Below are 24,730 nucleotides of genomic sequence, written 5' to 3' on the forward strand. Positions count from 1 at the left end.
TCAACGGCGGTACGTCGGGCGGCGCGCCGGTGCCGCGTTGCGCTTCTCGATGTGGCGGAACGTGATGCGGCCCTTGCTCAGGTCGTACGCCGACATTTCCAACGTGACGCGGTCGCCCGCCAGGATGCGGATGTGGTGCTGGCGCATCTTGCCGGACGTGTACGCGATCAGCTTGTGACCATTGTCCAGGTCCACGCGAAAGCGCGAGTCGGGGAGGATTTCCTGGACGATGCCGTCCATTTCGATGAGTTCTTCTTTGGCCATGGGGGTTCCTTTGTAGGCGCAGGCGGGCCGGCAGGTGCGCAGGTGGCGCGCGACGCTTGCCGGAGCGTGAGGTGGGATGGAGAGGGGCACCGGCGCGCGCTCGAGGCGCCGGCGGTGAGGCGGTCCGGATTTCTGTCCGGAAATCGCATTATACGGCATCTGGGTGGCTGACACGCGTCTGTTTGAAATTTATACGCCGCTTATACTCCAATTGGAGTATATTGGCGTATCGATTGCACGGAGACGCCATGAAGCTCGTCGAAACAAAGCCCAAATTCCCCGACACGGACAAGGTCACGATCAATCTCGGCCTCGTTGACCTGGCCCAGATGGACCTGCTCGTCGCGGAAGGTTTTTATACGAACCGTACGGATTTCGTCCGCACGGCCATCCGCAACCAGTTACAGCAGCACGGCGACGCGATCCGCCAGACGGTCACGCGCAAACGCTTCGTGATGGGCATGCAGCGCTACACGAAGGCGGAGCTGGAAGCGAGCGTCGCCGCCGGCGAGCAGCTCGACATCCACGTGCTGGGCCTCGCCACCATCGACGACGACGTCACGCCCGAGCTGGCGCGTGCGGCGATCGCATCCATCCAGGTGCTGGGCGCGTTTTTCGCCCCGGCAGCCGTCAAGTCCGCCCTCGCGGACCGCATCCATTCTTGAAGGAACACCATGAAGCCCTATGAACAATTTGTTGAAAACATTCTTGGCGCCGTCCGCTCGGGCCAGGGCAAGGACCCGGCCGCGGCCACCGCGCTGATCCAGGACGCGCTGCGCAACGCCGGGCTGATGCCGGGTGCCCCGGCCGCCGCGGAACCGGCCGCGCGTGCGCCATTCGTCGACCTGAACGGCATGCCGGAGTGGCTGCGCCGCCCCGCGGCGCCGGCCGGCGACTGGCGCGCGCGCATCGATGCGCTGCGGCCCCGCCCGCAACCGGTCACGCCGGATGCGCCCGGCCAGTTCCTCGAAGGCTCGTTCGGCAACGCCGCCGGCTCGCGCCGCTACCGGCTGTACGTGCCGGCGCGCGCCGCGTCCGGGCCGCGGCCGCTCGTCGTGATGCTGCACGGCTGTCAGCAGAGCGCCGGGGATTTCGCGGCCGGCACCGCGATGAACCGGCTGGCCGAGGAGCAGGGGTGCCTCGTGCTGTACCCGGACCAGGAGCGCGGCGCCAACAGTTCGAATTGCTGGAACTGGTTCGATGCGGCGCACCAGCGGCGCGAGGAAGGCGAGCCGGCACTGATCGCCGGCATGACGCGCCAGGTCGTGCAGGAGCACGGCGCCGATCCGCGCCGCGTCTACGTGGCCGGGCTGTCGGCCGGCGGCGCGATGGCGGCCGTGATGGGCGCCGCGTACCCGGAGCTGTATGCGGCCGTCGGCGTGCATTCTGGCCTGCCGGTAGGCGCCGCGCGCGATTTGATGTCGGGCCTGAACGCCATGAAGGGCAAGCACCTGGGCGGCAAGAGCGCGGCGCTGCGCGCGCGCGTGCCGCTGATCGTGTTCCATGGCGACCAGGATGCCGTCGTGCATCCGTCGAACGGCGCGGCGCTGTACCGCCAGTTCACGGGTGCTGGCAAGGATGCGGCGCTGCGTGAGATCGAGGAGCGGGGCGCCGCCGGCGCGGGCCGCGGTCACACGCGCACGACGGCGCTGGACGGCGACGGCCGCGTCGTGGCGGAGCATTGGGTCGTGCATGGAGCCGGCCACGCGTGGGCGGGCGGCGACCCGGCCGGCTCGTACACGGATGCGGCGGGGCCCGATGCGTCGGCCGAGATGCTGCGCTTTTTCCTCGATCGGACCGCGGGCTGAGCGGCCGCTGTTGCGAAGGCGCCAGGTTTGCTATGCTGGAGGATTCCCGTGATCGTTGATGGAGTACACGATGGTTTCCCTGCAAGAGCAGCTGATGAAGGCCGGGCTGGTCGACAAGAAGAAGGTCAAGGTCGCCAACCAGGAAAAGGCCAAGCAGCAAAAGATTGAGCGCCGCACCGGCGTGCAAAGCGTCAACGAGACGAAGGAGGCCGTGCTCGAGGCGCAGCGCCAGCAGGCCGAGCGTGCCCGCGCGCTGAACGCCGAGCGCGACGCCGCCGCGGCCGCGAAGGCCGTCGAGGCGCAGATCGCGCAGATGATCCAGGTGAACCGCCAGACCAAGGGCAAGGGCAGCCTGGACGTCGCGTACAACTTCACCATCGGCACGAAGATCGAGCGCATCCACGTGTCGGGCGCGGTGCGCGACCACCTCGTGGCCGGGCGCTTGTCCATCGTCGCCCACGGTGGCGGCTTCGAGCTCGTGCCGCGCGTGATCGCCGACAAGATCGCGGAACGGGCGCCGGAGCGCGTCGTGCGCGTCAACAAGGCCGCAGAACCCGTCGCGGCCGACCAGGACGATCCGTACAAGGACTTCAAGATTCCGGACGACTTCGACTGGTAAACCACCGGCGTCGACCCACGTCACATAAGGACCCGACGGTCCTGGACTTGTCGTTTCTTTATGCTAGCTTGGATGGATCAGTGATCCCGAGGAGGCTGGCATGGCATCTCCGCAACGACAGTATGTGGCGATCTCCGACCACGCGCTGCAGCAGACCGTGGGCTGGATCGCATTCGCGATGCCTTTGTTCGTGAGGGCCGTGGCATTCCTGCACGACGGCATCTGGACGACGAATTCGATCAGTGCCTATTACTACACGAGCCTGCGCGACGTGTTCGTCGGTGCACTTGTCGTCGGCGGCGTCGTGCTCGCGTTCTTCCCGTCGCCGCACAAGATCGACCGCTGGCTGTCCCGCATCGCCGGGGTGGCGGCCGTCGGCATCGCGCTGTTTCCCATGTCGATCGAGGAAGGCGTCATCGACTGGGTGGGCGCGACGACGCCGGAAGCGCGCAAGGCCTATGTGCAGGCGCTGGAGCACGGCCCGCACGGGCCGCTGCACTACCACTATGCGTTCGTCGTCGTCTTCTTCGCCATTGTCTTCTACCTCGTGACGTTCCGGTTCAAGGCCAATACGCCTGCTGATCCGACGGAGCGCAAGCGCAAACGCAACAAGGTGTATGCCGTGTGCGGCTACCTGATGGGAGCCGCGTTCCTGTGGATGGCCGTCCTCTGGCTCCGGCACCACAGCGACCAGAACGAGATGGCCTCGATCTTTTATCCGGAAACGTTGGCCGTGATGGCGTTCGCGGCCGCCTGGCTCGTCAAGGGACAAGTGGTGTTGAAGGACCGACCGCGCACCGCGCCCGTCGCGCACCCGGCCATCAAGGTGATCCCCGCGACCTAGCGCTTCTTGACGGGAAGCGCGAGCCAGCCGCGCCAGCGGCCTTCCGGCGTGCGCTCGACTTTCTGGATGTGCGGCCGGGTGCTGTCCAGGCGCCAGACGGCCTGCTTGTCGAGCCAGTCCTCGTACATGGAGCGGAAGCGCGGCCACTCGTCGTCGAAGTCGAGGCAGGCGTAGCTGCCGGCCGGCAGCACGCGCAGGCCCAGGGCCGGATCGACGACCGTGTCGTCGGCGCAGCCGAAGTCGTAGCAGTATTCGCGCTCGCCCGTGAAGCCGGGGTCTTCGTCGAACACGCCATACCACGCCGTGCCGGTGGGCACGCCGTCGGCCTGTTCGCGTTCGCGGATGAAGTCGTGGCAGGCGAACGACAGCGCCGCGCCGGACTGGCCGAAGAAACGCTGGTAGCGCAGGTTCAATGCCGGCAGGCTGCGCACGGCGATGCGGGCGGCAATCGTGCCGGGCTCCGGCGGGCAGTAGGGTGCGAGGATCGCTTCCAGGTCGTCCGGCTCGGCCACGAAGAAGCTGACGTCGCTTTCGCGCCCCACCTGCTGGTCCATGTAGTCGCGCCAGCCGCCTTCGCGCCACGCCTTGGCCGACATCGCGAACTGCTGCTTGAATGCCTTGGCGAACGCGGCGTTCGACGGAAAGCCGCAATCCTGGGCGATGCGCACGATGGGCACGTCGGGCTCGTGGCGCAGCAGGTGCGCCGCGCGGCGCAGGCGGCGCTTGCGCTGGTATTCGACGGCCGAGAACCCCGTCAGCTCGCGGAAGATGCGGTCGAAGTGGAACGACGAATAGCTGGCCGACGCCGCCAGCGATTTCAATGCGAGCGGATCGCCGACCGAGTCCAGCATGAGGTCCATGACTTCGTACAGGCGCGACACGCGCGCGGCGGTCTTCATGCGCTGGGCCTCCGGGCGTGGGCCGGCCGGATGGGGACGGATCGGGAAAAACGCGTCATCAACGGCGATCGTTACAAAAATGAAATAACTAGTTTCCGTAAATAACACGGCCTTGGCAAGCATTTGCCGCCGAAGGGCAGGAGAGTGTTGTCGGTACGCGTCCCGCCGGCGCCGAACCAAAAAAAATGGCACATGCGCGCATGTGCCATCCGGAGTGGGGCAGATACCCCGTTCAGTTCATGCCGCCCTGGGCGACGGGGGCAGCGGGTGCCGCCGGTACCGATGCGGCCGCGGCCGCTGCCGGTGCCGCGGCCTGCGGTGCCGCTGCCGGCGCGCTGGTCTGCTGGCCCATCATGATCTGGAACGTGTTCGGGTAATCGTAGCCCGCGCCCGTCGCGGCATCGACACCGGCACCGATGAAGCCGCCGACGAGGATATTGCCCGCCATCATGCCCTTGGTCGCGGACTTGATCGAGGCGAGGCCCGGATCGAAGCCCAGTTTTTCGCATTTCACGCTCATGTCGCCGTAGGCGCGGTGCACGGTGACCGTGCCCGGCGTCGTCACGTAATAGACGCCCTTATCGTTTTCGAGCTTGCAGGTGGCGCCGATGACGGGGCCGCTCGAGTGCAGCGTCTCCACCGAGACGATTTGATTCGTACCGCTGACGATCGACGCACATCCCGTGAGGCTGCTCGCGCCGGCCAGGACGGCCGTCATCATCGCGATGCGCAAAATTTGTTTGGACATATTCTCTCCCTGGACTTGGCCGACGAGTCGGCCGTTTATTGTTGGAAACATATTTATACATATGCAAGTATTTTTTTGCAATAAATATTTTCCAAAATCAAGGAAAGAACCCCATTCTTATCTTGCCTGCCGCGTCACCTCCAGCTTCGACAGGTCGAATCCTTGTCGCTCCAGGCGGTCGAGCAGGGCGCCGTACGCCTGGCGCGACACGGTCGGCGTGCGTGCCAGGATCCACAGGTAATCGCGGCCGGGCTCGCTGACGGCAGCCAGCTGGTAGTCCGGATCGAGGTCGATCACCCAGTAATCGCCCCACACGAACGGCAGGAACGACAGCCAGCGGGGTGCGAAGCGCACCTTCAGCGTGGCCGACGTGGGGCCGCCCAGCTGGCGCGCCGTGCCGACGGCGTCGATGACGGTGCCGTCCGCGCGACGGCAGCGGTTGATGACCTGGACGGTGCGGTCCGGTTGCAGGCTGTAATGCGCCGTCGTGTCGCCTGCGCACTTGCTCTGGAAACGGTTCGGGAATTTCGCGATTTCGTACCAGACGCCCATATAGCGGGGCACGTCGAGGCTCGGGATCGGCGTGACGGGCGCGGCACGGGCGCCCCGTTCGGCGGCCAGCAGGGTGGCGCTGGCGCCGAGCAGGCCGAGCAGCAGGAGGATCAGGCGGGAATTCGGCAGCATGGGCAGCATCGGTTGACTGAACGGTATCTATCCTACGACAACACGGCGCCGGCCGGCGCCACCTGCGCACGCCGAGGGATATGCCGTTCGGTATCGGCCGTGCCGAAAATTTCATCAGCGGCGCATGGTTTTTCCACTTGTCATGTCGATAGCATGCATATACCCGCCAATCCGGTGGGCATAACAAGATGAATGCGTAGAGGAGACTTCCATGAAACTGTTCTTGGCCATCGCGGCCTTTCTGATCGCCTGTTCGGCGTCCGCGCTGGACTTGCAGGGCCTGCAGAATTCCCACGACCCCGGCACGATCGTGAAGGACCACGACACCTATTTCCACTTCACGACGGGCACCAACGGCATCTGGTATTCGACGTCGACGGACCTCGTCAACTGGGGCACGACGACCGGCAACGTGTTTTCGTCGACGAGCTATCCGTCCTGGATCACCAGCAATTTCCCGAACTGGAGCAAGGGCTCGTTCTGGGCGCCGGACGTGATCAAGATGAACGGGTATTTCTACCTGTACTACTCGGTGACGGACACGTTCGGCTATGCGAATTCCGCCATCGGCGTCGCGCGCTCGCCGTCGCTGAAGAACCCGGTGTGGACGGACCTCGGCATCGTCGTGCAATCGAGCGGCAGCCCCGGCGCGAACGTGATCAACGCGATCGACCCGGCCGTGTTCCGCGACCATGACGGCAAGGTCTATCTCACCTACGGCTCGTTCTTCAACGGCATCGGCGTGGCCGAGATCAACCAGAGCACGGGCAAGCTGGCAACGAACGTCACGCACCTGATCGGCGGGAACGGCCTGGACATGGAAGGCGCCTACATCACGCGCAACAAGGGCTATTACTACCTGTTCGTCAACCGCGGCGCCTGCTGCACGAATCCGCTGTCGAACACGACGTATTACGTCGAAGTCTATCGATCGACGAGCGTGACGGGCCCCTACACGGGCGGTAACGTGTACAACGGCACGAACACGGTGATGCCCAACGTCGACGCCGCGGCGCCCACGCACAAGGGCCCCGGCCACGTGGGTGTGCTGAAGAAGGATGGCTGCAACTACGTGTCGACGCACTACGTGGACACGAGCGACGGCAACGCCAAGCTGCAGCTGATGCGGATGACGTACGATGCCAACGACTGGCCCGTCCTGACCCGCAACTTCACGAGCATCACGAGCTGTGGCGGCATCAGCGACGACCCGTACGTGTTCACGTCCGCCCTCAGCGGCAAGGCGATCACGGTGGCGAACGCGTCGACGGCAAACGGTGCCCTCGTGCAGCAGCTGACGTATTCCGGCGCCCAGAACCAGAAGTGGTACGTGATCGGCCATGGCGATGGCTACTACAGCATCATCAACGCGAACAGCCTCCTCAGCATGGACGACTACAACAACTCGACGACGGCGGGCACGAACATCGCCCAGTGGGGTTACTGGGCCGGCAACGGCCAGCAGTGGAGCTTCGCCAGCGCCGGGTCCGGTTACTTCACGGTGAAGAATCTTCTGTCCGGCATGGTGCTGGACGTGCAGAACAAGAGCACGGCCGACAATGCGCAGATCATCCAGTATCCGTCGAACGGCGGCACCAACCAGAAATGGGCGATGGGCGCGCAGTAAGTGCGTGAGAGGGCGGCGGCTGCCGCCTTTTTTGCTGTTTATATTGATCAAAAGAAATTAATTCGAGCTCGAATTCGTTGCAAAATCGCTAGCATAGGCAGAATTGAATGTCTAGCGACGTCCGCAATTTCATCAATTTGTAATTAAAAAGCGACAACTTTTCGCACGAATGCACCGCCGATTTCATAGGGAAACCCGAATTTTGTTCAATTTCTTATTCTCAATACAATAGTTAATTTGGATATTTTTCTTCGATCGGAAATTGTTTTCTTGCTAAAGTGAAAAATCGTGCAGTTGGTAAAAAAACACGAATGGCCGGTAACCCATCGGCACTTCCACTTCAAGGCGAGAGACAATGACAACCCATCCGACTTCTTGCGTTTCCCCTGCCCGATCCGGGCTGAACAAACTGGTTCTTGGTGCCGCCGCGGCGCTGGCACTGCTGGGCACGGCCCCGGCCATGGCCGCCACCGTGAATTTCGAATCCATGGTGGCCGACACGATGTACGGCGACGGCGACACGCTGTCCGAGGCCGGCTACACGCTGCACGCGGTCGACAATCACGCGGGTACGAGCGGCGGCGTGGGCCTGCTCGTCAACGGCCTCGATCCGACCAGCTGCTGGCTGGGCGGCTGCCCCACCAACAACACGAGCCATTTCTACGCCGGCCTCAACGACGGCGGCTTCACGATCACGAAGGATGACGGCGGCGTGTTCAGCCTGCGCAGCCTCGACTACGGCTTCATCGCCCCGGTCGGCGGCCAGCCGAACGTCTCGTACGGCCAGCTGATGTTGACGGGCACGTTCGGCATGGGCGGGTCGGCCAGCATCGCCCTCGACTTCCCAGGCACCGACGGCAGCGGCAATCCGCTGTTCGATTCGGCCACGTTGCCCAGCGCGTTCGGCAACACGCTGCTGAACAGCCTGACGATCCGCGCCTGCCTGTTCGACGGCATGGGCGGCTGCACGGTCGCGAAGGACTGGTCCGATCCGACCATCTACCAGGCCCAGTTCGCCGTCGACAACCTGCGGCTGGCCGAAGTGCCCGAGCCGGCGAGCCTGGCCCTGATCGGCCTCGGCATGGGCGCGCTGCTGCAGCGCCGCCGCAAGTCCTCGTCCAACCACGCCTGATCCGCCGGAGCCGACCATGAAACTGCGTCCCATCACTTCGGCCGTCCTGTTCGCGCTGACCGTCGCCGCGGCCAATCACGCCTACGCCGACGACGTCCGGCACTCGTACATCGTCCAGCTGGCCGACAAGCCCGTTGCCACCTACGACGGCACCGTCAGCGGCCTGCAAGCCACCAAGCCGCCCAGCGGGCAGCGCCTGAACGTCGACGCGTCCAGCGTCCAGAACTACATCACCTACCTCGAGACCAAGCAGGCCGACGTCCTCTCGACGATCAACAAGGCCCAGGTCACGAACGAATACAAGGTCGTCTTCAACGGCTTCTCGGCCATGCTGACCGATGACGAAGTCCGTTCGCTCAAGAAGAATCCCGGTGTCGCCAGCATCTCGGCCGACTCGATCCTGCAGCTCGACACGAGCTACACCCCGACGTTCCTCGGCCTCGACAAACCGGGCGGCCTGTGGGACCAGCTCGGCGGCCAGGACAAGGCGGGCGAGGGCATCATCATCGGCATCGTCGACGGCGGCATCTGGCCCGAGCAGGACAGCTTCGCCGACCGCGTCGACGAGAACGGCAACCCGAGCCGCAGCGGCGGCAAGCTCGCCTACGATGCCCCGCCGGTGTCGTGGAAAGGCATCTGCCAGACCGGTGAAGGCTTCGCCGTCACCGACTGCAACAACAAGCTGATCGGCGCGCGTTACTTCAAGCAGCCGACGCAGACCTTGCACTGGACCGAATTTTTGTCGGCGCGCGATTCCGTCGCCGGCGCCGAAGGCCATGGCGGCCACGGTGACCACACGGCCAGCACGGCCGGCGGCAACGCGCATGTGAATGCCGTCATCAACGGCCTGTCGCTGGGCAAGGTCACCGGGATGGCGCCGCGCGCGCGCCTCGCCGCGTACAAAGTCTGCTGGACGGACGGCGTGACGGGCCTGAACGGCTGCGCCACGTCGAACAGCGTGGCCGCCATCGAGCAGGCCGTGAAGGACGGCGTGAACGTCATCAACTTCTCGATCGGCCCGAACGCGGGCGGCGGCGCGTTCAACGAACCGACGGAAGTCGCGTTCCTCGGCGCCGCGGCGGCCGGCGTGTTCGTCGCCGCATCCGCGGGCAACTCCGGCCCGGCGACGGCACCCGTCGCCCACATCAGCCCGTGGCTGACCACGGTCGGCAACTCCACGCACAACCGCACGTACGTGGGCGACGCCGCGCTGGGCAACGGCGTGACCGTCACCGGCGCGTCGGGCAACGCCAACACGCCGTCGGCGCCGATGATTCTCGCGAAGGACGCCGGCATGACGGGCATCGATCCGAGCGACATCAACCTGAACCGCTGCTTCGGCCCTGCCGACGGCGCGCCCGTGATGCTCGATCCGGCCAAGGTGACGGGCAAGGTCCTCGTCTGCGACCGCGGCGCCAACGTCCTCGTCAACAAGAGCGCGAACGGCAAGACGGCCGGCGCCGTGGGCGTGATCATCGCGAACGTGCCCGGTGGCGCGACGACGATCCTGAACCAGGCCCACACCATTTCGACCGTCCACATCACGAGCGCGGACGGCCAGAAGGTCAAGGATTATTACGCGGCCACACCGGGCGCCACGGCGGCGCTGAACAACCTGCGCGGCATCGTCGATCCGAACCTCGTGGCGCCGCAGATGAACAACAGTTCGTCGCGCGGCCCGAACGTGGCCAACGCCAACATCATGAAGCCGGACGTCACGGCGCCGGGCACGGACATCCTGGCCGCCGTCAGCGCGGACCTGACCCGTGACCAGCGCAATGCGGTCGCCGCCGGCTCGCCGGCACCGAGCAAGGACTTCGCGTTCTACACGGGCACGTCGATGGCGTCGCCGCACGTGGCCGGCATCGCCGCGCTGCTGAAACAGCGCCATCCGGACTGGAGCCCGGCGATGATCAAGTCGGCCCTGATGACGACGGCGTACGACACGTTCAATGACGGCCAGAACGGCTCCGTGCCGTGGGACAGCACGGCCCGCACGACCGGCACGCTGCCGTGGGGCCAGGGTGCCGGCCACGTGGCGCCGTCCGTCGCCGTCGACCCGGGCCTCGTGTACGACGCGTCCGAGATCGACTACGCGCGCTTCCTGTGCGGCCTCGGCATCACGAACGTGTATGGCCCGTCGACCTGCTCGGCCATCGGCACGATCCAGCCGTACAACCTGAACCTCGCGTCGCTGACGGCCGCCAACGTGCTGGGCATCCTGACGATGACCCGCACGGTGACCAACGTAGGCGGCACCGCGGCGACGTACAACGCGAACGCCATGCTGCCGGGCTTCACGGTCGACGTGCAGCCTGCCACGCTGACCTTGGCGCCGGGCGCGAAAGGCACGTTCACCGTCAAGCTGACCCGCACCACCGCGCCGCTGAACACGTGGGTGTACGGCAAGCTGACGTGGAGCGACGGCATGCACACCGTGCGCAGCCCGCTGACGGCCCGCGCCGCCACGATCGCCGCACCGTCCTCCGTGGCGAGCGAAGCGACGTCCGGCACGAAAGTAGTCACCATCGGCACCGGCTTCGGCGGCCCGCTGGCGATCGCCAAGTCCGGCCTGATCCCGGCCACCGAGTTCAACTCGACGGTCGTGAAGGCCTCGGACACGTCGAACGCCGTGTGCACGGGCGGCGGCGGCACGGGTGTGAACGTCCACACGGTCACCATCCCGGCCGGCACGACGAAGGCGCGCTTCGCCCTGTACGACAGCGACACGAGCGGCGACGGCCTGTCCGATCTGGATCTCGTCGTGGCACGCGGCGCGACTGTCGTCGGCACCAGCGGCGGCTCGACGTCCAACGAGATGGTCACGCTGACCAACCCGCCGGCCGGCGACTACAAGGTCTGCGTCGTCGGCTATGCGCCGGTGGGCGGCAGCGCCACGTACAAGCTGTCCACGTGGGTGCTGAACCCGGGCGCGACCGGCGGCAACTTCAAGGTGATGGCACCGAACATGGTCGCCCTGGGCGGTACGGCGTCCGTGTCGCTGTCGTGGTCGGGCCTGCCGACCGGCAAGCGTCACCTGGGTGCGGTCGGCTTCGTGAGCGGCGGGGCCGTGGTCGCCACGACGATGGTCGAAGTCGACACGACGGATCCGATCCCCCTGTTCCAGAACGCCGGCGACAAGCAGGCGAAGGTCGAGTAATCGTCCTGGCAGGGCCGCCACAAGCGGCCCCTGCGACAAAGCCGCGGCGCTCTGCCGCGGCTTTGTCGTTTTTACGGTCTGTCAGTCAGCGCGCGACGGGCGCCGTGCCGCCGGGACCGTTGGTCGGCGCACGCAGCTGGCAGTGGCCGGCAACGCACGCGGCACCCGGATCGGGGACGACGGAGCAGGTCGACATCATGCCGGCCTTGGCATCCTCCGCGCGGCGCGCGGCCGCGTGCTCGGCCACGAGCGCGCGCAGGCGCGTGCCGTCGCCGTTCTTGCTGGACCACGCGAGATAGCGTTCGGGACCGCCGCACGCCTTCGCGCCAACGCCGATCGTGTGGCATTGCGCGTCGCTGTCGCACGCGGCATCGCCGCGCTCGGCCTCGATGCGCGCGAGCAGGGGCGCGCTGCCTCGTTCGGCGCCGGTGGATGGGAGTTGCGGCGCATCGCTGCGGCAGGCGCTGCTCGCCAGCAGCAGCGCCAGGCCGGCCAGATGCGCGAGAGAACGGGAAGGGATGAGCGGGTTCATGCCCCATGATCGCGTGCGCGGCCGCGCGTGGCAAGGGGCGCACGGTTGCTTCCACCGTGGCCCGGTCACGGCACAGTCATATTCCACCGCTACAGTGCCATGCATGGATATGACCGGCGGGGCAGGCACGATGGGTGGGCGTTTGGCGGAGGGCGAAGGCAGGGCAGGCAAGCGTGTCCTCGTGCTGAGCGTGCCCGCGGGCGCCGGCCATACGCGCGTGGCCGACGCGATCCGCGCCGGCGCGCTCGCGCGCCCGGACGACACCGACGTCATCCACCTGGACGCCACCGCCTACGCGACGCCGCGCCTGCGCAGGGTCTACGCCGACCTGTACATCACGCTCGTGCGGCGCGCACCCGCCGTGTGGAGCTGGGTGTACCAGTTCACGAACGGCGCGGCGCCCGACGGCTGGGCGCACCGGCTGCGGCGCCGGATCGAACGCCGCGACAGCGCGCCGCTGCTCGACAAGATCGCCGAACTCCAGCCGGACGCCATCGTCTGCACCCATTTCCTGCCGGCCGAGATCCTCGCGCACAGCGTCGCGGACGGCACGCTGGCATGCCCGGTGTGGGTGCAGGTGACGGACTTCGACCTGCACCGCATGTGGGTGCACCGGCACATGGCCGGCTATTTCGCCGGCAACGACGAGGTCGCGTTCCTGATGCGCAAGCACGGCATCCCGGAGGACGCGATCCACGTCACGGGCATCCCCGTCATGCCCGCCTTCAGCCGCCTGCCCGACCGCGCCGCATGCGCGCGCGAGCTGGGCATCGATCCGGACCGGATGACGTTCCTGCTGATGGGCGGCGGTGCGGGCCTGGGCGGCCTCGCGGCGCTGGCGCAGCGCCTGCTGGCCATTCCCGGCAATTTCCAGCTGATCGCGCTGGCGGGCCGCAACGCGGAAGAGCTGGCGGTCCTGCAGCAGCTGGCCGCGGCGCACCCGGGCCGCCTCGTGCCGCAGGGCTTCACCGACCGGGTCGAACGGCTGATGGCCTGTGCCGACGTGGCGATCACGAAGCCGGGCGGGGCGACGACGGCGGAATGTCTGGCACTGGGCCTGCCGATGATCGTGAATGCGTCGATCCCCGGACAGGAAGAGAGAAACGCCAATTTCCTGCTCGAGCAGGGCGCCGCGATGAAGGCATTCGACGCGGCGTCGCTGGAGTATCGCGTGCGCTACCTGATGGCCCATCCGGGCGAAGTCGACCGGATGCGCGCCCGCGCGCGGGCGCTGGGGCGGCCGCATGCCGCCGCGGCCGTGCTCGAGGCTGTCCTGAAACAACCCGAATCCATCGATGCCTACGTTTGAACTTACCCATGCCGGCCAGTTCCTTGCAACCTTGGCCGCCGTCGTCGTGACCGCCTATTTATTTGCCCGCGTCGAAGTCGAGATCGAAGGCGACGCGGGCTGGGCCGCCAACCTGCCCACGTGGCGCGTGGAAGACCACCCGCTGCTCGACATCTTCTGGGGTGGCCGTGCGATGACCGGCTACCACGCGTGGATGTTTTCCTTCATCGGCGTGATCTTCCATTTTCCGCTCGCCTTCATGGGGCAGTGGTCGCCGCAACTGGAGGCGCGGGCGCTGGGCGCCGTCATGCTGTTCTGGATCGTCGAGGACTGGCTGTGGTTCGTCGTCAATCCGGCATTCGGCTGGCGCCGTTTCAAGCGCGAGCTGGTGCCGTGGCACAAGCGCTGGTTCGCCGGCGCGCCCGTCGACTACTGGATGTTCGGCGTCCTCAGCGCGCTGCTGTTCTGGTACGCGTACTGAGCGCGCCGGCGCGGCGGCCGCCGAGGTCGAGCGCGTGGCGCACACGCTGGCACAGTTCGCCGGACGTGCGCGCGATCAGCTCGTGGGGAATCTCGAATTTTTCCGTCAGCCGGTCGTAGTCCTCGAAGCCGTACGACACCATGAACGGATGCATGCCGGTGCTCGACGCGGCCACGAAATCCTTGTGTTCGTCGCCGCACACGTACGCGCGCGCCGGGTTGATGCCGAACTGTTCGCGGATGGCGCGGAACTGGCTCGTCTTCTTTTCCGACAGCGGGATGTGGACGAGGAAGTCGAGCGCGTTGATGTCGATGTCGTGGCGCTGGAACAGCTGGCGCAGCGTCTCCAGCGGCTCGTTCGTGATGTTGCGCGTGACCATGCCGACGACGACGTCCGGCGCGGCGATCAGTTCCCGCACGAGGTCGGGGATGCCGTCGTACATGGCCGCTTCCTGCCGGTAGACTTCCGTGAGACTGTCCACGAGCCGCGCGCGGCTGTTCTTGCGCAGGTTCTTCTTGATGATCGAGGGGAACTCCTTCAGCCCGCCCAGGTATTTGAAGAGATTGTGGCGCTTCTGGAAGCGGGCCTCGTCGCCGATGTCGAGACCGTGCCGCGAGAACGCGGCTTCGATGGCGGAAAAGGCGTCGATGGTGGTGCCGTCCGCGTCGAGGATCAGCAGGCGTTTCCTGGATTTGTACATGGGCATTGTGGCAGGATTCCGTTGCCTCATCATACGCGCCGGCCTGTTACCGGCGTATGACAGGCCGGCGCGTCCCCATCAATCGCGTTCGATGTCCGCGTTCGCGTCGTTGCGGATGAAGCCTTCGTCGTGGATGACGAACACCTTGTTTGCGATCGGCTTGTGATCGACGCTCGTCACGCGCCACACGGTGCGGCCATCGGCGGCCTGGATCAGCAGCGGCAGCTTCGCCGTCGTGCTCCAGCACACGTGTGTCGTCTGCGCGCCCTGCACGAGGGCGATCCATTCGCAGGCGCCGATCCCGCGCGCTGCGCCATGCGGCGTGGCGGCCGGCACGAGGCGGTAACTGCCTTGCGGGTGGCGCAGGCCGTGGCCGAGGTCGAACCAGTCGGTGAACTGGCCGATGCGGTACAGGTTGTCGCGGTCGATGTCGGTGCGGAGCTTGCGGCCGAGGTCGAGCATGGACAGATGGTAGTCCGGACTGCCCGGCTGGCGTATCGCAAAACTCTCCGCCTTGTCGTCCGTGCGGCGGCGAATGCGGCGGTCGCCATCGCGCCAGACTTCCACGTGGTGTTCAAGTCCACCCGTGAGATACGTGGCCTGGAAGTGCGTCGCCGCGGGCTCGCCCCGTGTGCTGAAGACGTGGTCGAAATCCAGCGTGGCGGCATGGGAGCAGGTCGCGGAAAACACGGCCGCGGCCGCCGTGCAGAGCACGAGCGACCGCGACGCGTGCCTTCCGGCGCAGACAGGAAGGGCGTAGGTCATGTCAGTTGCGCACCGCGCGCGCCGAGTCGAAGTAGCGGTACGACTTGCCGCCGACGGTCAGGTCCTTCACCGACAGCTCGACGTTGTACGTGCCCTTCGTCAGCGCGGCGTCCTTCGCGGCGCCCGTAGGATCGGTCGGCAGTTCGAACGCGAGGCCGGTCGCGGCGGCGGCCGGGGTCACGGTCGACGGCGTGACCGTTGGTACGTCTTTCGTGGCCGGGTTGGCGAGGCCTTCGTTCAGCACGCGGCCGTCCGCCTGCGGCATGGACAGGCCGAGCAGGTAGGCGACGGTCGGCGCCACGTCGACGTTGCCGGACGGCGTCGCGACGACCTTATTCGCGAGGAACGACGGACCGTTCGCGATCAAGGTGTTGTGCACGTCGGCGATGCCGAAGCTGCCGTGCATGCCGCGCTGGCCGCCGACGCTTTCGAACTCGATGCCCGGCATGCCCTGCACCGACGTGTTGTAGTCCCAGTTGAACGAGACGACGACGTCCGGCTGGCCGTTGCCCTGGCGCTTCGCGTTTTCCAGGTTCACCTGCGCCATCGACAGCGTGCCCGGGATGCTGCCGTAGCGGCTGTCGACGAAGATCGCGCCGTATTCCTCGCGCTGCTGCAGGAACGTGACGAGCTTCTGCACGGTGGCGGCGTCGTGGCCCGGCACGTAGAAATAGTCGGAGCCGCCGTTCGCGGCGACGACGATGCCGTTCGCCGGCAGGCTGCCCGGCGCCGGCACCTTGAAGCTGGCGACCGGCGTCGCGAGGCCCGCGCTGACGGCCTGGTATTTCGCGTTGGCCGTGCCGCACAGGCTGCCCGTCGCGTCGACCTTGACGGGGATGACGGGCTTGCCGTCGGCCGTGAGGCCGTACATGGCGCTCGTCGAGCAACCGTTGCCGTCATACGCCGCGAAGCCGCGGTAGGTCAGCAGGTCGGCCGAGCGCACGTCGCCCGAGAACGAATAGCCGTTCGGATCGGGCGCACCGATGGACGCGCCGCTCACGCCACCGGTCGGCAACGTGGTGGACGCCGTGATGGCGCGCAGCGGGTACGTCGACACGGGGCCCGAGACGCTCGAGTGGCCGTGGTCGGACACGACGACGATGTTGGTCGAGCTGTCCATGCCGTTGGCGCGCAGCGCGGCGATCAGCTCGCCCAGGCGCGCGTCCTGCGAGCGCAGGCCCGCCTTCATGTTGGCGCTGCCCGGGCCGTAGCCGTGTTCGACGTTGTCCGGCGTGCGGAACCAGATCAGCGACAGCATCGGTTTCTTCTGCGGCAGGATGTATTGCGTGTACACGGACATCATGTACTTGTTGGCCGCGTCTTCCGGCGCGCCTTGCGTCGTGTCGGCCGAATCGCGGGCGGAGATCGCGACCTTGCCGTCGGTGTCGTACGCCGTCGTGTTGAACGTGACGTAGCCGGCGCGTGCCGTCGGGCTGCCGTTGCCGGCGGCGAGCGTGACGGCGTCGCTGCCGGCATAATTCTTGACGACGTTGGCCGGCAGTGCGAAGCCGGCGCCCTGCAGGTCGGTGACGAGGCTGCGCGGCTGCACGGTATTCTCGTCGAGGAAGTAGCCGCCCTTGCCGAGGTCCTGCAGGTAGGCCGCGCCCGACTTGCCGATGGTGGCCGTCGTCAGCCCGGCCGCCTGCGCCGTCGCGAACAGGCTTTTCACGAGCAGCAGCTGGCCGCCATAGTAATCGTTCAGCGTCGTCAGCACGGCATAGTCTTCGGTGAACACGGGGTCCTGGTAATCCTGGGCCGCGCCGCCCGCGCCGGTGCCGGCCGGGATCGCGTTGCCGCTGCCCTGCGGCGGCGTCCAGAACGTGTTGCCGTAGAAGCCGCTCGTCTTCGGGAACGAACCCGTCGCGAACGACGACGAGTTCATCATCGTGAACGTCGGGTACGTGGAGTGGTTGTCGCTGAAGTTCACGCCGCTCTGGCGCAGCGCGTACAGGTTCGGGGTATCGGTGGCGTTGACGGAATCGGGCCGCAGGCCGTCCCACACCATGATGATCGTACGGGTGGCGGCCGGTGCCGCCGATGCGGCCGGCGTCGCTGCTGCGGTGGTGCCATGGCTGTCGCTGCCGCAGGCGGCCAGCAGGATGGCGAGCGCGAGCGGGGTAATCAAGGTCGTTGCTAACCTCACGAGGAGTCTCCTGGTCAGAGTCGGAAATACGCGATCGATGGATCGGGCCGCACACAGGATCGTGGGCAGGCGTGACAGGGTCGTGACAAAAAAGGCAACGGGCGGGTTTCGTTACAAAGTTAATGTTCCGGTAATGTTGGTGCCGCTGCCTCGGCGGACGACACCGTGCGCCGCTTCCTATTGACACATTTACCACACCACAAAATGGAATCGTTTCCAATTTCGTTGGAATCAGTTTATGCTGAGCGCTCGCCAAAAATTGCCGCATGCAAGACGCCGCATCGCAGCGCGCGTCTGAAGCTGACAGGAGACAACGATGTTGCGATACAAAAATATTTTCACCACCATTGGCATCGCCTTGGCGCTGGGCGCCTGCGGCGGGAGCGGCCACGGTTCATCAGCAACGACCCCGACACCGGACCCGACACCAACCCCCACGCCAACGCCAAGCTCGACGGTCGTCTGGAGCGACGAGTTCGACGGTACCAGCCTCGACGGCACAAAATGGGTGTACCAGTTGGGCAATGGCGCCAACACCGGCAATGCGGGATGGGGTAACAATGAGCTCGAGTACTACACGGACCGTCCCGAGAACGTGCGCGTCGAAGGCGGCAACCTGATCATTACGGCCCGCAAGGAACAGTTTGTCGGCACAGCGGCGGGCGGTAACGAAGGCCAGACTTTTGCCTGGACGTCCGGCCGGATCCGCTCTTCCGGGAAATTCAGCCGGACCTACGGCAAGATCGAATTCCGCGCCAAACTACCCGTCGGCAAAGGCTTCTGGCCGGCAGTCTGGATGCTGCCTGAAGATCATGTCGGCAATCCGTACGCAAGCTGGGCAGCCAACGGCGAAATCGACATCATGGAAGGCATGGGCAGCAAGCCGACCACCGTCGTCCAGACACTGCATTACGGCGGCATGTGGCCGCATAACGTGTACACCGCCAATAACGCCGCCGTTGCGGGCAGCGGCGTCAGCGAGTGGCACACGTACACGCTGGAATGGCGCTCGAACGAAATCAAATGGTCGATCGACGGCGTGGTCACATCCACGCAAACGAAATGGTGGAGTTCGAATGCCAACCCGCCGGCTGCAGATGCCGATCTCAACGCCTGGCCCGCACCGTTCGACAAGCCGTTCTACGTGCTGATCAACCTCGCGGTCGGCGGCAATTTCGACGGTAATCCGGACGCCGCGACGGCCGACAAAGGCGAGATGGTGATCGACTATATCCGCTGGTCGGCGCTGGCCGATGAAAAGCGCGATCCCGGCCCACGCCCGGCCATGACGTATCCATGGACACCGGTGAATACGGTTGCGCGCCCTGCGATCAATGGGAATTTCATCTATAACCCGTCGTTTGACTGGACGTCCAGCAATACCGTCGTGACGCAGAATCCGACTGCGCAGACGATCGACGGCGCCACGAACTCCTATTTCTGGAACCTGTTCAAGTTGAACGGTGACGCCACGGCGAGCAACGACAACGGCGCCATCAAGATCGACGTGACCAATCCGGGCACCGACGTGTGGAATGTTCAGCTGCAGCAGAATAGTGTCCCACTGACCCAAGGGCGCAAGTACCGGCTGAGCTTCGACGCACGGGCATCCACGAACCGCACCATCACGTATACGGTGGGCGCCGGCCAGGATCGGAATTTCGAATCGTACGCCGGCGGCGACCAGACGGCTGCGCTGACGACGGGCAGTCAAACCTTCACGCGCACCTTCGACATGCTGTCCAACACCAACAACGGCGCCCGCGTCGTGTTCAATCTTGCGAACGCAGGAATCAATTCGGTGTGGATCGATAATGTCGCTCTTGAAGACGTCGGCGCCGCGGACGCATCGAGCGGACCGGCGCCTGGCGTGAACATCCTGAAGAACGGCGATTTTTCGTCCGACCTGGCCCCGAACTGGACGGTCTGGTCGAATCCGAACACCGGCCTGGATGCGTCAGTCGTGAACGGCAGCGCGCAACTGGCCATCTCCCATGTGGACCCGGCGAACAACTGGCACGTTCAACTGAATCAGGTCAACGTGGCGTTGACGAAAGGCGTGAGCTATACGCTGACCTTCAAGGGCTCGGCCAGCACCGCCAAAACGGTCGGGATCGTGATTGGCGAGAACGGCGGCAGCTACGCGCGCTACCTGGATGCGACGGCGGCATTGACGCCAACCGCCGGGACCTTCACGTACACGTTCACCGCCCCGGTCACCAATGCCGCGGCCCAGTTGCAGGTCCTGGGCGCCGTCGGTCCGGCAGGGGACAATTACACGCTGACGTTCGACGATTTCAATCTCGTCGCCAATCCCTGAGGCAAACGCCGCATGGCCGCGACGCGGACGATTCAGTAGGTCAGCGTCACCAGCGACACCGCCTGCCGCGGCAACTGCATGCGGACCGTCGCCGTACCGTCGCGCGTCCCGACGGTCGTCGCCGGACCCAGTTCCGCAAGGTCGCCTGCCTTCCGCAGCTCGGCGACCTGCGCCGGCGTCGGATTCGCGGGAGAGCCCATGCGCTTCCACGCCGCGTACGAATTACTGTGCTCCTGGTCGATGCGGTAGTGGTGCATCTGCACCTGTTTCGCAGGGATGCCCGCGATACGCAGTTCGACCGGAGAGCCGGCGTCGATGACGTCGTCGTCGTGGTAATTCCAGACCATGACGGCGATGTGGTGCGCGTCCTTCGCCGCCAGCGCGTCGATGTCGGTGCGCGCGCCGCGCACGCCGGCGGCCTGGATGCGTGCGGCGTCGTACGCCTGGTCGCCCGTGACGGCCACGCGGTCGCCGCGCATCTTGCCGAGCATGCGGAAGACGTTCAGCACGGGCTTGTCGACGCCGTTGGTCGCGAGGTCGCGGAAGCCCGCGAACCACGGCTGGTCCTCGAACTCGAACGACCAGTTCACGGCGCCGATCAGGTTGACGCCGCGCCGCGCCGCCAGGTCGTACTCGCGCGCGATGGAGGCGGCCGTGTAGCTGGCGTACAAGGTGCCGTTGCGGTAGGCGTTCTCGGGATTCGTCTGCATGCCGCAGGCGGCGCAGCCTTCCGGATCGGATTCGCCGACGATGACGGGAATGCCTTTCAGCGCCGGGTATTTTTCGACGAGCGCGAAGCCTTCGTCGAGGTGGCGGAAATGCGCGTCCATGCCCATCCGCACGACGCCATCCACCACCTTCGGCGCGCCCTTCGCGTGGAAGGCGACGAAGTCGAGCGGCGTGCCCGTCTTGCCCGTCGCGTAGTTGGTGCCGTGCAGGCAGTGCGCAAGGAAGTTGTCCATGAAGCGTCCCGCGACGGCCGTGTGCGGCCCGCCGATGCGCGCCGTGGGCAGCGCGCGCTTGACGGCGGCGGCGGCCGTGTCGTACATCCTGAAGTACGCCTGTTCGGTGTCGGGCGCGATCAGGTACAGGCCGTCCGGCTCGTTCCACACTTCCCAGTACCAGCTCTCGACCTCCTTCTGGCCGTAGCGCGCCACGCTGTGCTTGACCCATTGGTAGATCAGCTCACCCCACTTGGCGTAGTCGTTGGGCGGGGTGGCCCAGCCGGTCATGATCTCCCTGTACGGTGTGCCCGGCTTCCAGTGGTGGCGATAGGGCTGCGGGCGCTGCGACAGCGCTTCCGGCATGAAGCCGATCTGCGCCAGCGGCTTCATGCCGCGTGCGATATACGTGTCGAAGATGCCGTCGACGATGGTCCAGTCGTAGACCGGCTTGCCCTGGTTGTCCTCGCTGTACATATTGGTCGAGCCCCACTTGAGCGCATAGCTGCCGTCGCCCGACGTCATGAGGTTGTGCGCGCGCACGTAGACGGGCACGGGGCTCAGCTCGGCGATCTCGCCGAGAAGCTTCTTGCCGTTCGGCGCCGTCGTGTAATTCGGTTCGTCGTAGCCGAACCACGCCCAGATGGGCGTCATCGGACCCGTGACGCGCGTCGCGTCGATGGTCAGCTTGACGGGCTGCGTGGATGCTTGTTCGGCAGCGCACAGCGGCGCGCAGGCCGCGAGGAGGAGGGCGGCGAGGTGTCTCTTCATTGTTGTTCTCGTGGTTCGGACCGATGGCGTGATGCTAGGCCGAACCTCGAGAGGCGTCCAATGACGGTTTTTGCGCGGGCCATATCGAATCGGATATCGCTGGAAAAACAAACGCCACCCGGAGGTGGCGCTGTCGTTCGATGTCGTTGGTTGCTGGCCGCTCAGCTCTTGCGCACGAACTCCGACTTCAGGCTCATCGCGCCGAAGCCGTCGATCTTGCAGTCGATGTCGTGATCGCCGTCGACGAGGCGGATGTTCTTGACCTTCGTGCCCTGCTTGACGACGCCACCGCCGCCTTTCAGCTTCAGGTCCTTGATGACGGTGACGGTGTCGCCGTCCTGCAGGACGTTGCCGGCCGCATCGCGCCAGACGCGGGCAGCTTCGACGGCGGCGGCGTCCGCCTGGATCGGCCATTCGTGCGCGCATTCCGGGCAGACGTAGTTGCCGGAGCCGTCTTCATAGGTCAGGGCGGAGCCGCAGGCGGGGCAGGGAGGGAAAGTGGACATGACAGGAACTCGGATTGGACGGTGATTCGGTGCGGACGTCGCGGGCGGCCCGGCTGGTGCGGGCCCATCGAACGCCGTATTATGATTGCTGATTATAAACGAAGGAGACGCCCATGAAGCTACGTCCCGCCGTGTCCTGCTGCCTGATCGCGTCCGCGCTGCTGGCGTCGAACGCCGCGCAGGCGCTGCAGCTGGGAGAAAATTTCCGCCATCGCCTCGAACAGCGCCGCGCCGAACGGGCCGAGCGCAGCGGGCGCGACGAACGCAACGGCGCGTCCGCCCTGCAGGAAATGCAGGTGCAGGGCCGCAAGGTGCTCGTGCACGTGCCGGCCGGGTACGATCCCACTCGTCCGGCGCCGCTCGTGCTGGCCTTCCACGGCGGCGGTGGCGATGCCGCGTTCATGGCCGACGACAGCCGCTACGGCCTGCAGCGCGAGGCCGACCGGAGCGGCTTCATCGTCGCCTTCCCCAACGGCGCGAGCAAGCTGCCCGGCGGCCGGTTCGCCACGTGGAACGCGGGCGGCTGCTGCGGCTACGCGCGCGACCAGGGCAGCGACGACGTCGGCTTCGCGCGCGCGGTCGTGAGCGCGCTCGAGGCGAAGTATGCCGTCGACACCCGCCGCGTGTTCGCCACCGGCATGAGCAACGGCGGCATGCTGGCGCACCGGCTCGCGTGCGACGCGGCGGACGTGTTCCGGGCCGTGGCCTCCGTCGCCGGCACCGACGCGACGACGCACTGCACCCCGTCGCGGCCCATCTCCGTGCTCCATATCCATGCCCATGACGACGACCACGTGCTGTTCGATGGCGGCGCCGGTCCCGGCGCGTTCCGCGACCAGAGCATGGTGATGAATTTCGTGTCGGTGCCTGAGACCGTCGCGCGCTGGGTGCAGCGCGACCAGTGCAGCGGCAGCCCGCAGCGGGTGCTGCAGGTGGCCGGGGCGTACTGCGATGCGTACAAGAGCTGCGCGGGCGGCGTCCAGGTCCAGGTCTGCGTGACGGACACGGGCGGCCATTCCTGGCCCGGCGCGGACCGCGTACGACCGGGCAAGGAAACCGCATCGACGGCCCTGGATGCGAGCGCGACGATCTGGCGCTTCTTCGACAGCCAGGCGTCGCGCCCCGCAGCGCGACCCTGAACGACGCCGCGCTCCACCTCCAGCGCGTCAGCCGGGCAATCCGCGCGACGGGCCGATCCGTCGCGTTTCCGGCCCGGAACGATCGATTGCAATCGACCGGCATGGTGGCCGACGGCCGCGTCAGTGCGTGTCCTACAACCGGCCGCAGCCCCGTGCGGATAATGAACTGACACGACATGAGGGGGCCCCGTGACATCGATTCCTTCCAGGCGAGTGCCCACAGCGGATAGCGGAGGATGGCTGGAGAGCTACGGGCGGGTGATCGCGAAGATCGCTTGTCCGGCCTACTGCTGTACACGGGAGGGCGCGGTTGCGCACAGCAACCGCTCGGCGCGCCGGCTTTGGGGGCGGACGCCTTCTTCGGACGAGGAAGGGCAATGGGACGGTTTCGCCGCCCTGTATCAGGCCGACGGTACGTCCTTGGCGAAATCCGCGTCGCCCGCCGCGCTGGCCGCGCAAGCCGGCGCCGAGCCGCAGTCGACCGAGTTGGTCGCGGAATCGGTGGACGGGCACAGGCGCGTGCTGGTCATCCACGCACAGCCGGTCGAAGGTGCGGATGGCGCCGTCGCCGGGGTGCTATGCTCGGTGACCGACACCAGTGAGCGGCACGGTCTTGCTCGCGAAGTCCAGCGCGAGCGCGACAGCCGGGATGCGTTGCTCCGTACGCTTGCGCATGAATTGCGCAATCCGCTGTCGTCGGTCATGACGGCCGCGTGCCTCCTTCAGCGTCGGCAGGGTGCGCCCGATATCGCACGGATGGCGCGCGTCATCGAACGCCAGACGAGGCAACTCGCGCGCTTCATCGGCGACCTGCTCGAGGCGTCGCGCGTCGAGCATGCGTGCGACATTCCGGTCGAGATGCGGACCAGCAGCGTCGGCAAGGTGCTGGAGCTCGCACACGACGTGGTGGACGGTATCCTGAGCGGCCGCGGCCAGCGGCTGCGGACCGAGACGACGGCGGAAGACACGGTCCTGTGGTGCGACCCGGAGCGGCTCGCACAGGCGCTGGGCAATGCCTTGCTCAACGCCAGCGAGTTCTCCGATGATGGCGCGGAGATTTTACTGACGGTCGCGACCGATGGCTTGTTTCTCGAGATGTTGGTGACGGATCATGGCATCGGTGTCGAAGCCGACGAACTGGGCGCCATGTTCGAACCCTTCCGTAAATGCGCCGCCCATCCGGCCCGTATGCCCTCGGGCGCCGGGCTGGGGCTGGCGATCGCGCGAAGCGTGTGCCGGGCGCATGGCGGCACCGTGTCCGCCCGCAGCGAGGGGCGGGGCCAGGGTACGCGGTTGACATTCATCCTGCCGGTGGTCGGCGTCGCGGCGCCGTCGTGAGTCCGGCATGCACGCGGCCTC

At 66.3% G+C, this 24,730-nt stretch carries 22 protein-coding genes; 12 read left to right on the forward strand and 10 right to left on the reverse strand.

What is annotated here, in order from left to right; genetic code table 11:
- Positions 1-264: a translation initiation factor IF-1 gene (infA, locus tag NX784_RS21575; RefSeq protein ID WP_056129853.1), complete on the reverse strand. Its 264-nt coding sequence runs from the start codon at positions 262-264 to the stop codon at positions 1-3.
- A gap of 248 nt (positions 265-512) precedes the next feature.
- Between infA and NX784_RS21580 the strand changes: the two genes are divergently transcribed.
- The 4 genes from NX784_RS21580 (at position 513) to NX784_RS21595 (ending at position 3,535) form a co-directional block, all read left to right on the forward strand.
- Complete coding sequence (locus NX784_RS21580) at positions 513-929, forward strand: ribbon-helix-helix domain-containing protein (RefSeq protein WP_258818756.1); 417 nt, start codon at positions 513-515, stop codon at positions 927-929.
- A 9-nt stretch (positions 930-938) separates the two neighbouring features.
- On the forward strand, positions 939-2,072 hold the full coding sequence (locus tag NX784_RS21585) for an extracellular catalytic domain type 1 short-chain-length polyhydroxyalkanoate depolymerase (RefSeq protein WP_258818757.1): 1,134 nt from the start codon (positions 939-941) through the stop codon (positions 2,070-2,072).
- A 70-nt stretch (positions 2,073-2,142) separates the two neighbouring features.
- On the forward strand, positions 2,143-2,691 hold the full coding sequence (locus NX784_RS21590) for a DUF2058 domain-containing protein (protein WP_258818758.1): 549 nt from the start codon (positions 2,143-2,145) through the stop codon (positions 2,689-2,691).
- Between the two features lie 100 nt (positions 2,692-2,791).
- Positions 2,792-3,535 carry a hypothetical protein gene (locus tag NX784_RS21595; protein WP_258818759.1) on the forward strand — a complete coding sequence of 248 codons (744 nt, stop codon included), beginning with the start codon at positions 2,792-2,794 and terminating at the stop codon, positions 3,533-3,535.
- On the opposite strand, the gene NX784_RS21600 is transcribed toward NX784_RS21595, so the two are convergent.
- The 3 genes from NX784_RS21600 to NX784_RS21610 form a co-directional block, all read right to left on the reverse strand.
- Entirely contained in the window at positions 3,532-4,434 is a 903-nt protein-coding gene (locus NX784_RS21600) for a helix-turn-helix domain-containing protein (protein WP_258818760.1), read from the reverse strand. The genes NX784_RS21595 and NX784_RS21600 overlap by 4 nt on opposite strands.
- A 232-nt stretch (positions 4,435-4,666) precedes the next feature.
- Positions 4,667-5,182, reverse strand: a complete 516-nt coding sequence (locus NX784_RS21605) for a hypothetical protein (RefSeq protein WP_258818761.1) — start codon at positions 5,180-5,182, stop codon at positions 4,667-4,669.
- A 117-nt stretch (positions 5,183-5,299) separates the two neighbouring features.
- Positions 5,300-5,866 (reverse strand): lipocalin family protein, encoded by a 567-nt coding sequence (locus NX784_RS21610; protein WP_258818762.1) that lies wholly within the window; start codon positions 5,864-5,866, stop codon positions 5,300-5,302.
- Positions 5,867-6,077: 211 nt separating this feature from the next.
- Here NX784_RS21610 and NX784_RS21615 point away from each other — a divergent pair, with 211 nt between their 5' ends.
- The 3 genes from NX784_RS21615 (at position 6,078) to NX784_RS28855 (ending at position 11,785) form a co-directional block, all read left to right on the forward strand.
- Positions 6,078-7,493 carry a family 43 glycosylhydrolase gene (locus tag NX784_RS21615; protein ID WP_258818763.1) on the forward strand — a complete coding sequence of 472 codons (1,416 nt, stop codon included), beginning with the start codon at positions 6,078-6,080 and terminating at the stop codon, positions 7,491-7,493.
- Positions 7,494-7,848: 355 nt separating this feature from the next.
- Positions 7,849-8,625 (forward strand): NF038120 family PEP-CTERM protein, encoded by a 777-nt coding sequence (locus tag NX784_RS21620; protein ID WP_258818764.1) that lies wholly within the window; start codon positions 7,849-7,851, stop codon positions 8,623-8,625.
- A gap of 16 nt (positions 8,626-8,641) precedes the next feature.
- Positions 8,642-11,785 carry a S8 family serine peptidase gene (locus NX784_RS28855; RefSeq protein WP_307736082.1) on the forward strand — a complete coding sequence of 1,048 codons (3,144 nt, stop codon included), beginning with the start codon at positions 8,642-8,644 and terminating at the stop codon, positions 11,783-11,785.
- Positions 11,786-11,870: 85 nt separating this feature from the next.
- Here the strand turns inward: NX784_RS28855 and NX784_RS21640 are convergent, their stop codons facing one another.
- Positions 11,871-12,317, reverse strand: a complete 447-nt coding sequence (locus tag NX784_RS21640; protein ID WP_258818765.1) for a hypothetical protein — start codon at positions 12,315-12,317, stop codon at positions 11,871-11,873.
- 130 nt (positions 12,318-12,447) lie between these two features.
- Here NX784_RS21640 and NX784_RS21645 point away from each other — a divergent pair, with 130 nt between their 5' ends.
- Together NX784_RS21645 and NX784_RS21650 are read left to right on the forward strand one after the other, a co-directional pair.
- The gene (locus tag NX784_RS21645) at positions 12,448-13,626 is read left to right on the forward strand and encodes an MGDG synthase family glycosyltransferase (RefSeq protein WP_258818766.1); all 1,179 of its coding nucleotides are present in this window, start codon (positions 12,448-12,450) and stop codon (positions 13,624-13,626) included.
- Positions 13,613-14,086 carry a hypothetical protein gene (locus NX784_RS21650; RefSeq protein ID WP_258818767.1) on the forward strand — a complete coding sequence of 158 codons (474 nt, stop codon included), beginning with the start codon at positions 13,613-13,615 and terminating at the stop codon, positions 14,084-14,086. The genes NX784_RS21645 and NX784_RS21650 overlap by 14 nt, the downstream gene beginning before the upstream one ends.
- Here the strand turns inward: NX784_RS21650 and NX784_RS21655 are convergent.
- The 3 genes from NX784_RS21655 to NX784_RS21665 all read right to left on the reverse strand — a co-directional run bounded on the left by NX784_RS21655 (position 14,055) and on the right by NX784_RS21665 (position 17,694).
- Complete coding sequence (locus NX784_RS21655) at positions 14,055-14,786, reverse strand: HAD family hydrolase (RefSeq protein WP_258818768.1); 732 nt, start codon at positions 14,784-14,786, stop codon at positions 14,055-14,057. The two genes, NX784_RS21650 and NX784_RS21655, sit on opposite strands and share 32 nt — an antisense overlap.
- A 78-nt stretch (positions 14,787-14,864) precedes the next feature.
- Positions 14,865-15,551, reverse strand: a complete 687-nt coding sequence (locus tag NX784_RS21660; RefSeq protein WP_258818769.1) for a hypothetical protein — start codon at positions 15,549-15,551, stop codon at positions 14,865-14,867.
- A gap of 1 nt (position 15,552) precedes the next feature.
- The gene (locus NX784_RS21665; protein WP_258818770.1) at positions 15,553-17,694 is read right to left on the reverse strand and encodes an alkaline phosphatase family protein; all 2,142 of its coding nucleotides are present in this window, start codon (positions 17,692-17,694) and stop codon (positions 15,553-15,555) included.
- A gap of 316 nt (positions 17,695-18,010) precedes the next feature.
- Between NX784_RS21665 and NX784_RS21670 the strand changes: the two genes are divergently transcribed.
- Entirely contained in the window at positions 18,011-20,014 is a 2,004-nt protein-coding gene (locus NX784_RS21670) for a carbohydrate binding domain-containing protein (protein ID WP_258818771.1), read from the forward strand.
- 32 nt (positions 20,015-20,046) lie between these two features.
- Here the strand turns inward: NX784_RS21670 and NX784_RS21675 are convergent, their stop codons facing one another.
- Together NX784_RS21675 and NX784_RS21680 are read right to left on the reverse strand one after the other, a co-directional pair.
- A complete protein-coding gene (locus NX784_RS21675; protein WP_258818772.1) occupies positions 20,047-21,726 on the reverse strand; it encodes a GH39 family glycosyl hydrolase in 1,680 nt (559 codons plus the stop codon).
- 161 nt (positions 21,727-21,887) lie between these two features.
- The gene (locus NX784_RS21680) at positions 21,888-22,232 is read right to left on the reverse strand and encodes a zinc ribbon domain-containing protein YjdM (protein ID WP_258818773.1); all 345 of its coding nucleotides are present in this window, start codon (positions 22,230-22,232) and stop codon (positions 21,888-21,890) included.
- Positions 22,233-22,345: 113 nt separating this feature from the next.
- Between NX784_RS21680 and NX784_RS21685 the strand changes: the two genes are divergently transcribed.
- Both NX784_RS21685 and NX784_RS21690 read left to right on the forward strand, forming a co-directional pair.
- Positions 22,346-23,371 (forward strand): extracellular catalytic domain type 1 short-chain-length polyhydroxyalkanoate depolymerase, encoded by a 1,026-nt coding sequence (locus tag NX784_RS21685; RefSeq protein WP_258818774.1) that lies wholly within the window; start codon positions 22,346-22,348, stop codon positions 23,369-23,371.
- 258 nt (positions 23,372-23,629) lie between these two features.
- Entirely contained in the window at positions 23,630-24,709 is a 1,080-nt protein-coding gene (locus tag NX784_RS21690; RefSeq protein WP_258818775.1) for a sensor histidine kinase, read from the forward strand.
- Positions 24,710-24,730 lie beyond the last annotated feature (21 nt).

The organism is Massilia pinisoli (assembly GCF_024753285.1).
GTDB lineage: Bacteria > Pseudomonadota > Gammaproteobacteria > Burkholderiales > Burkholderiaceae_D > Telluria > Telluria pinisoli.

What these genes read in the sequence shown, in the direction of transcription:
- NX784_RS21655 (WP_258818768.1), bottom strand. Translation starts at nt 14,786, where the DNA reads ATGTACAAATCCAGGAAACGCCTGCTGATCCTCGACGCGGACGGCACC.
- NX784_RS21615 (WP_258818763.1), top strand. Translation starts at nt 6,078, where the DNA reads ATGAAACTGTTCTTGGCCATCGCGGCCTTTCTGATCGCCTGTTCGGCG.
- NX784_RS21605 (WP_258818761.1), bottom strand. Translation starts at nt 5,182, where the DNA reads ATGTCCAAACAAATTTTGCGCATCGCGATGATGACGGCCGTCCTGGCC.
- NX784_RS21640 (WP_258818765.1), bottom strand. Translation starts at nt 12,317, where the DNA reads ATGAACCCGCTCATCCCTTCCCGTTCTCTCGCGCATCTGGCCGGCCTG.
- NX784_RS21685 (WP_258818774.1), top strand. Translation starts at nt 22,346, where the DNA reads ATGAAGCTACGTCCCGCCGTGTCCTGCTGCCTGATCGCGTCCGCGCTG.
- NX784_RS21580 (WP_258818756.1), top strand. Translation starts at nt 513, where the DNA reads ATGAAGCTCGTCGAAACAAAGCCCAAATTCCCCGACACGGACAAGGTC.
- NX784_RS21675 (WP_258818772.1), bottom strand. Translation starts at nt 21,726, where the DNA reads ATGAAGAGACACCTCGCCGCCCTCCTCCTCGCGGCCTGCGCGCCGCTG.
- NX784_RS21670 (WP_258818771.1), top strand. Translation starts at nt 18,011, where the DNA reads ATGTTGCGATACAAAAATATTTTCACCACCATTGGCATCGCCTTGGCG.
- NX784_RS21620 (WP_258818764.1), top strand. Translation starts at nt 7,849, where the DNA reads ATGACAACCCATCCGACTTCTTGCGTTTCCCCTGCCCGATCCGGGCTG.
- infA (WP_056129853.1), bottom strand. Translation starts at nt 264, where the DNA reads ATGGCCAAAGAAGAACTCATCGAAATGGACGGCATCGTCCAGGAAATC.
- NX784_RS21585 (WP_258818757.1), top strand. Translation starts at nt 939, where the DNA reads ATGAAGCCCTATGAACAATTTGTTGAAAACATTCTTGGCGCCGTCCGC.
- NX784_RS21680 (WP_258818773.1), bottom strand. Translation starts at nt 22,232, where the DNA reads ATGTCCACTTTCCCTCCCTGCCCCGCCTGCGGCTCCGCCCTGACCTAT.
- NX784_RS21590 (WP_258818758.1), top strand. Translation starts at nt 2,143, where the DNA reads ATGGTTTCCCTGCAAGAGCAGCTGATGAAGGCCGGGCTGGTCGACAAG.
- NX784_RS21610 (WP_258818762.1), bottom strand. Translation starts at nt 5,866, where the DNA reads ATGCTGCCGAATTCCCGCCTGATCCTCCTGCTGCTCGGCCTGCTCGGC.
- NX784_RS21645 (WP_258818766.1), top strand. Translation starts at nt 12,448, where the DNA reads ATGGGTGGGCGTTTGGCGGAGGGCGAAGGCAGGGCAGGCAAGCGTGTC.
- NX784_RS21660 (WP_258818769.1), bottom strand. Translation starts at nt 15,551, where the DNA reads ATGACCTACGCCCTTCCTGTCTGCGCCGGAAGGCACGCGTCGCGGTCG.
- NX784_RS21595 (WP_258818759.1), top strand. Translation starts at nt 2,792, where the DNA reads ATGGCATCTCCGCAACGACAGTATGTGGCGATCTCCGACCACGCGCTG.
- NX784_RS21650 (WP_258818767.1), top strand. Translation starts at nt 13,613, where the DNA reads ATGCCTACGTTTGAACTTACCCATGCCGGCCAGTTCCTTGCAACCTTG.
- NX784_RS21600 (WP_258818760.1), bottom strand. Translation starts at nt 4,434, where the DNA reads ATGAAGACCGCCGCGCGCGTGTCGCGCCTGTACGAAGTCATGGACCTC.
- NX784_RS28855 (WP_307736082.1), top strand. Translation starts at nt 8,642, where the DNA reads ATGAAACTGCGTCCCATCACTTCGGCCGTCCTGTTCGCGCTGACCGTC.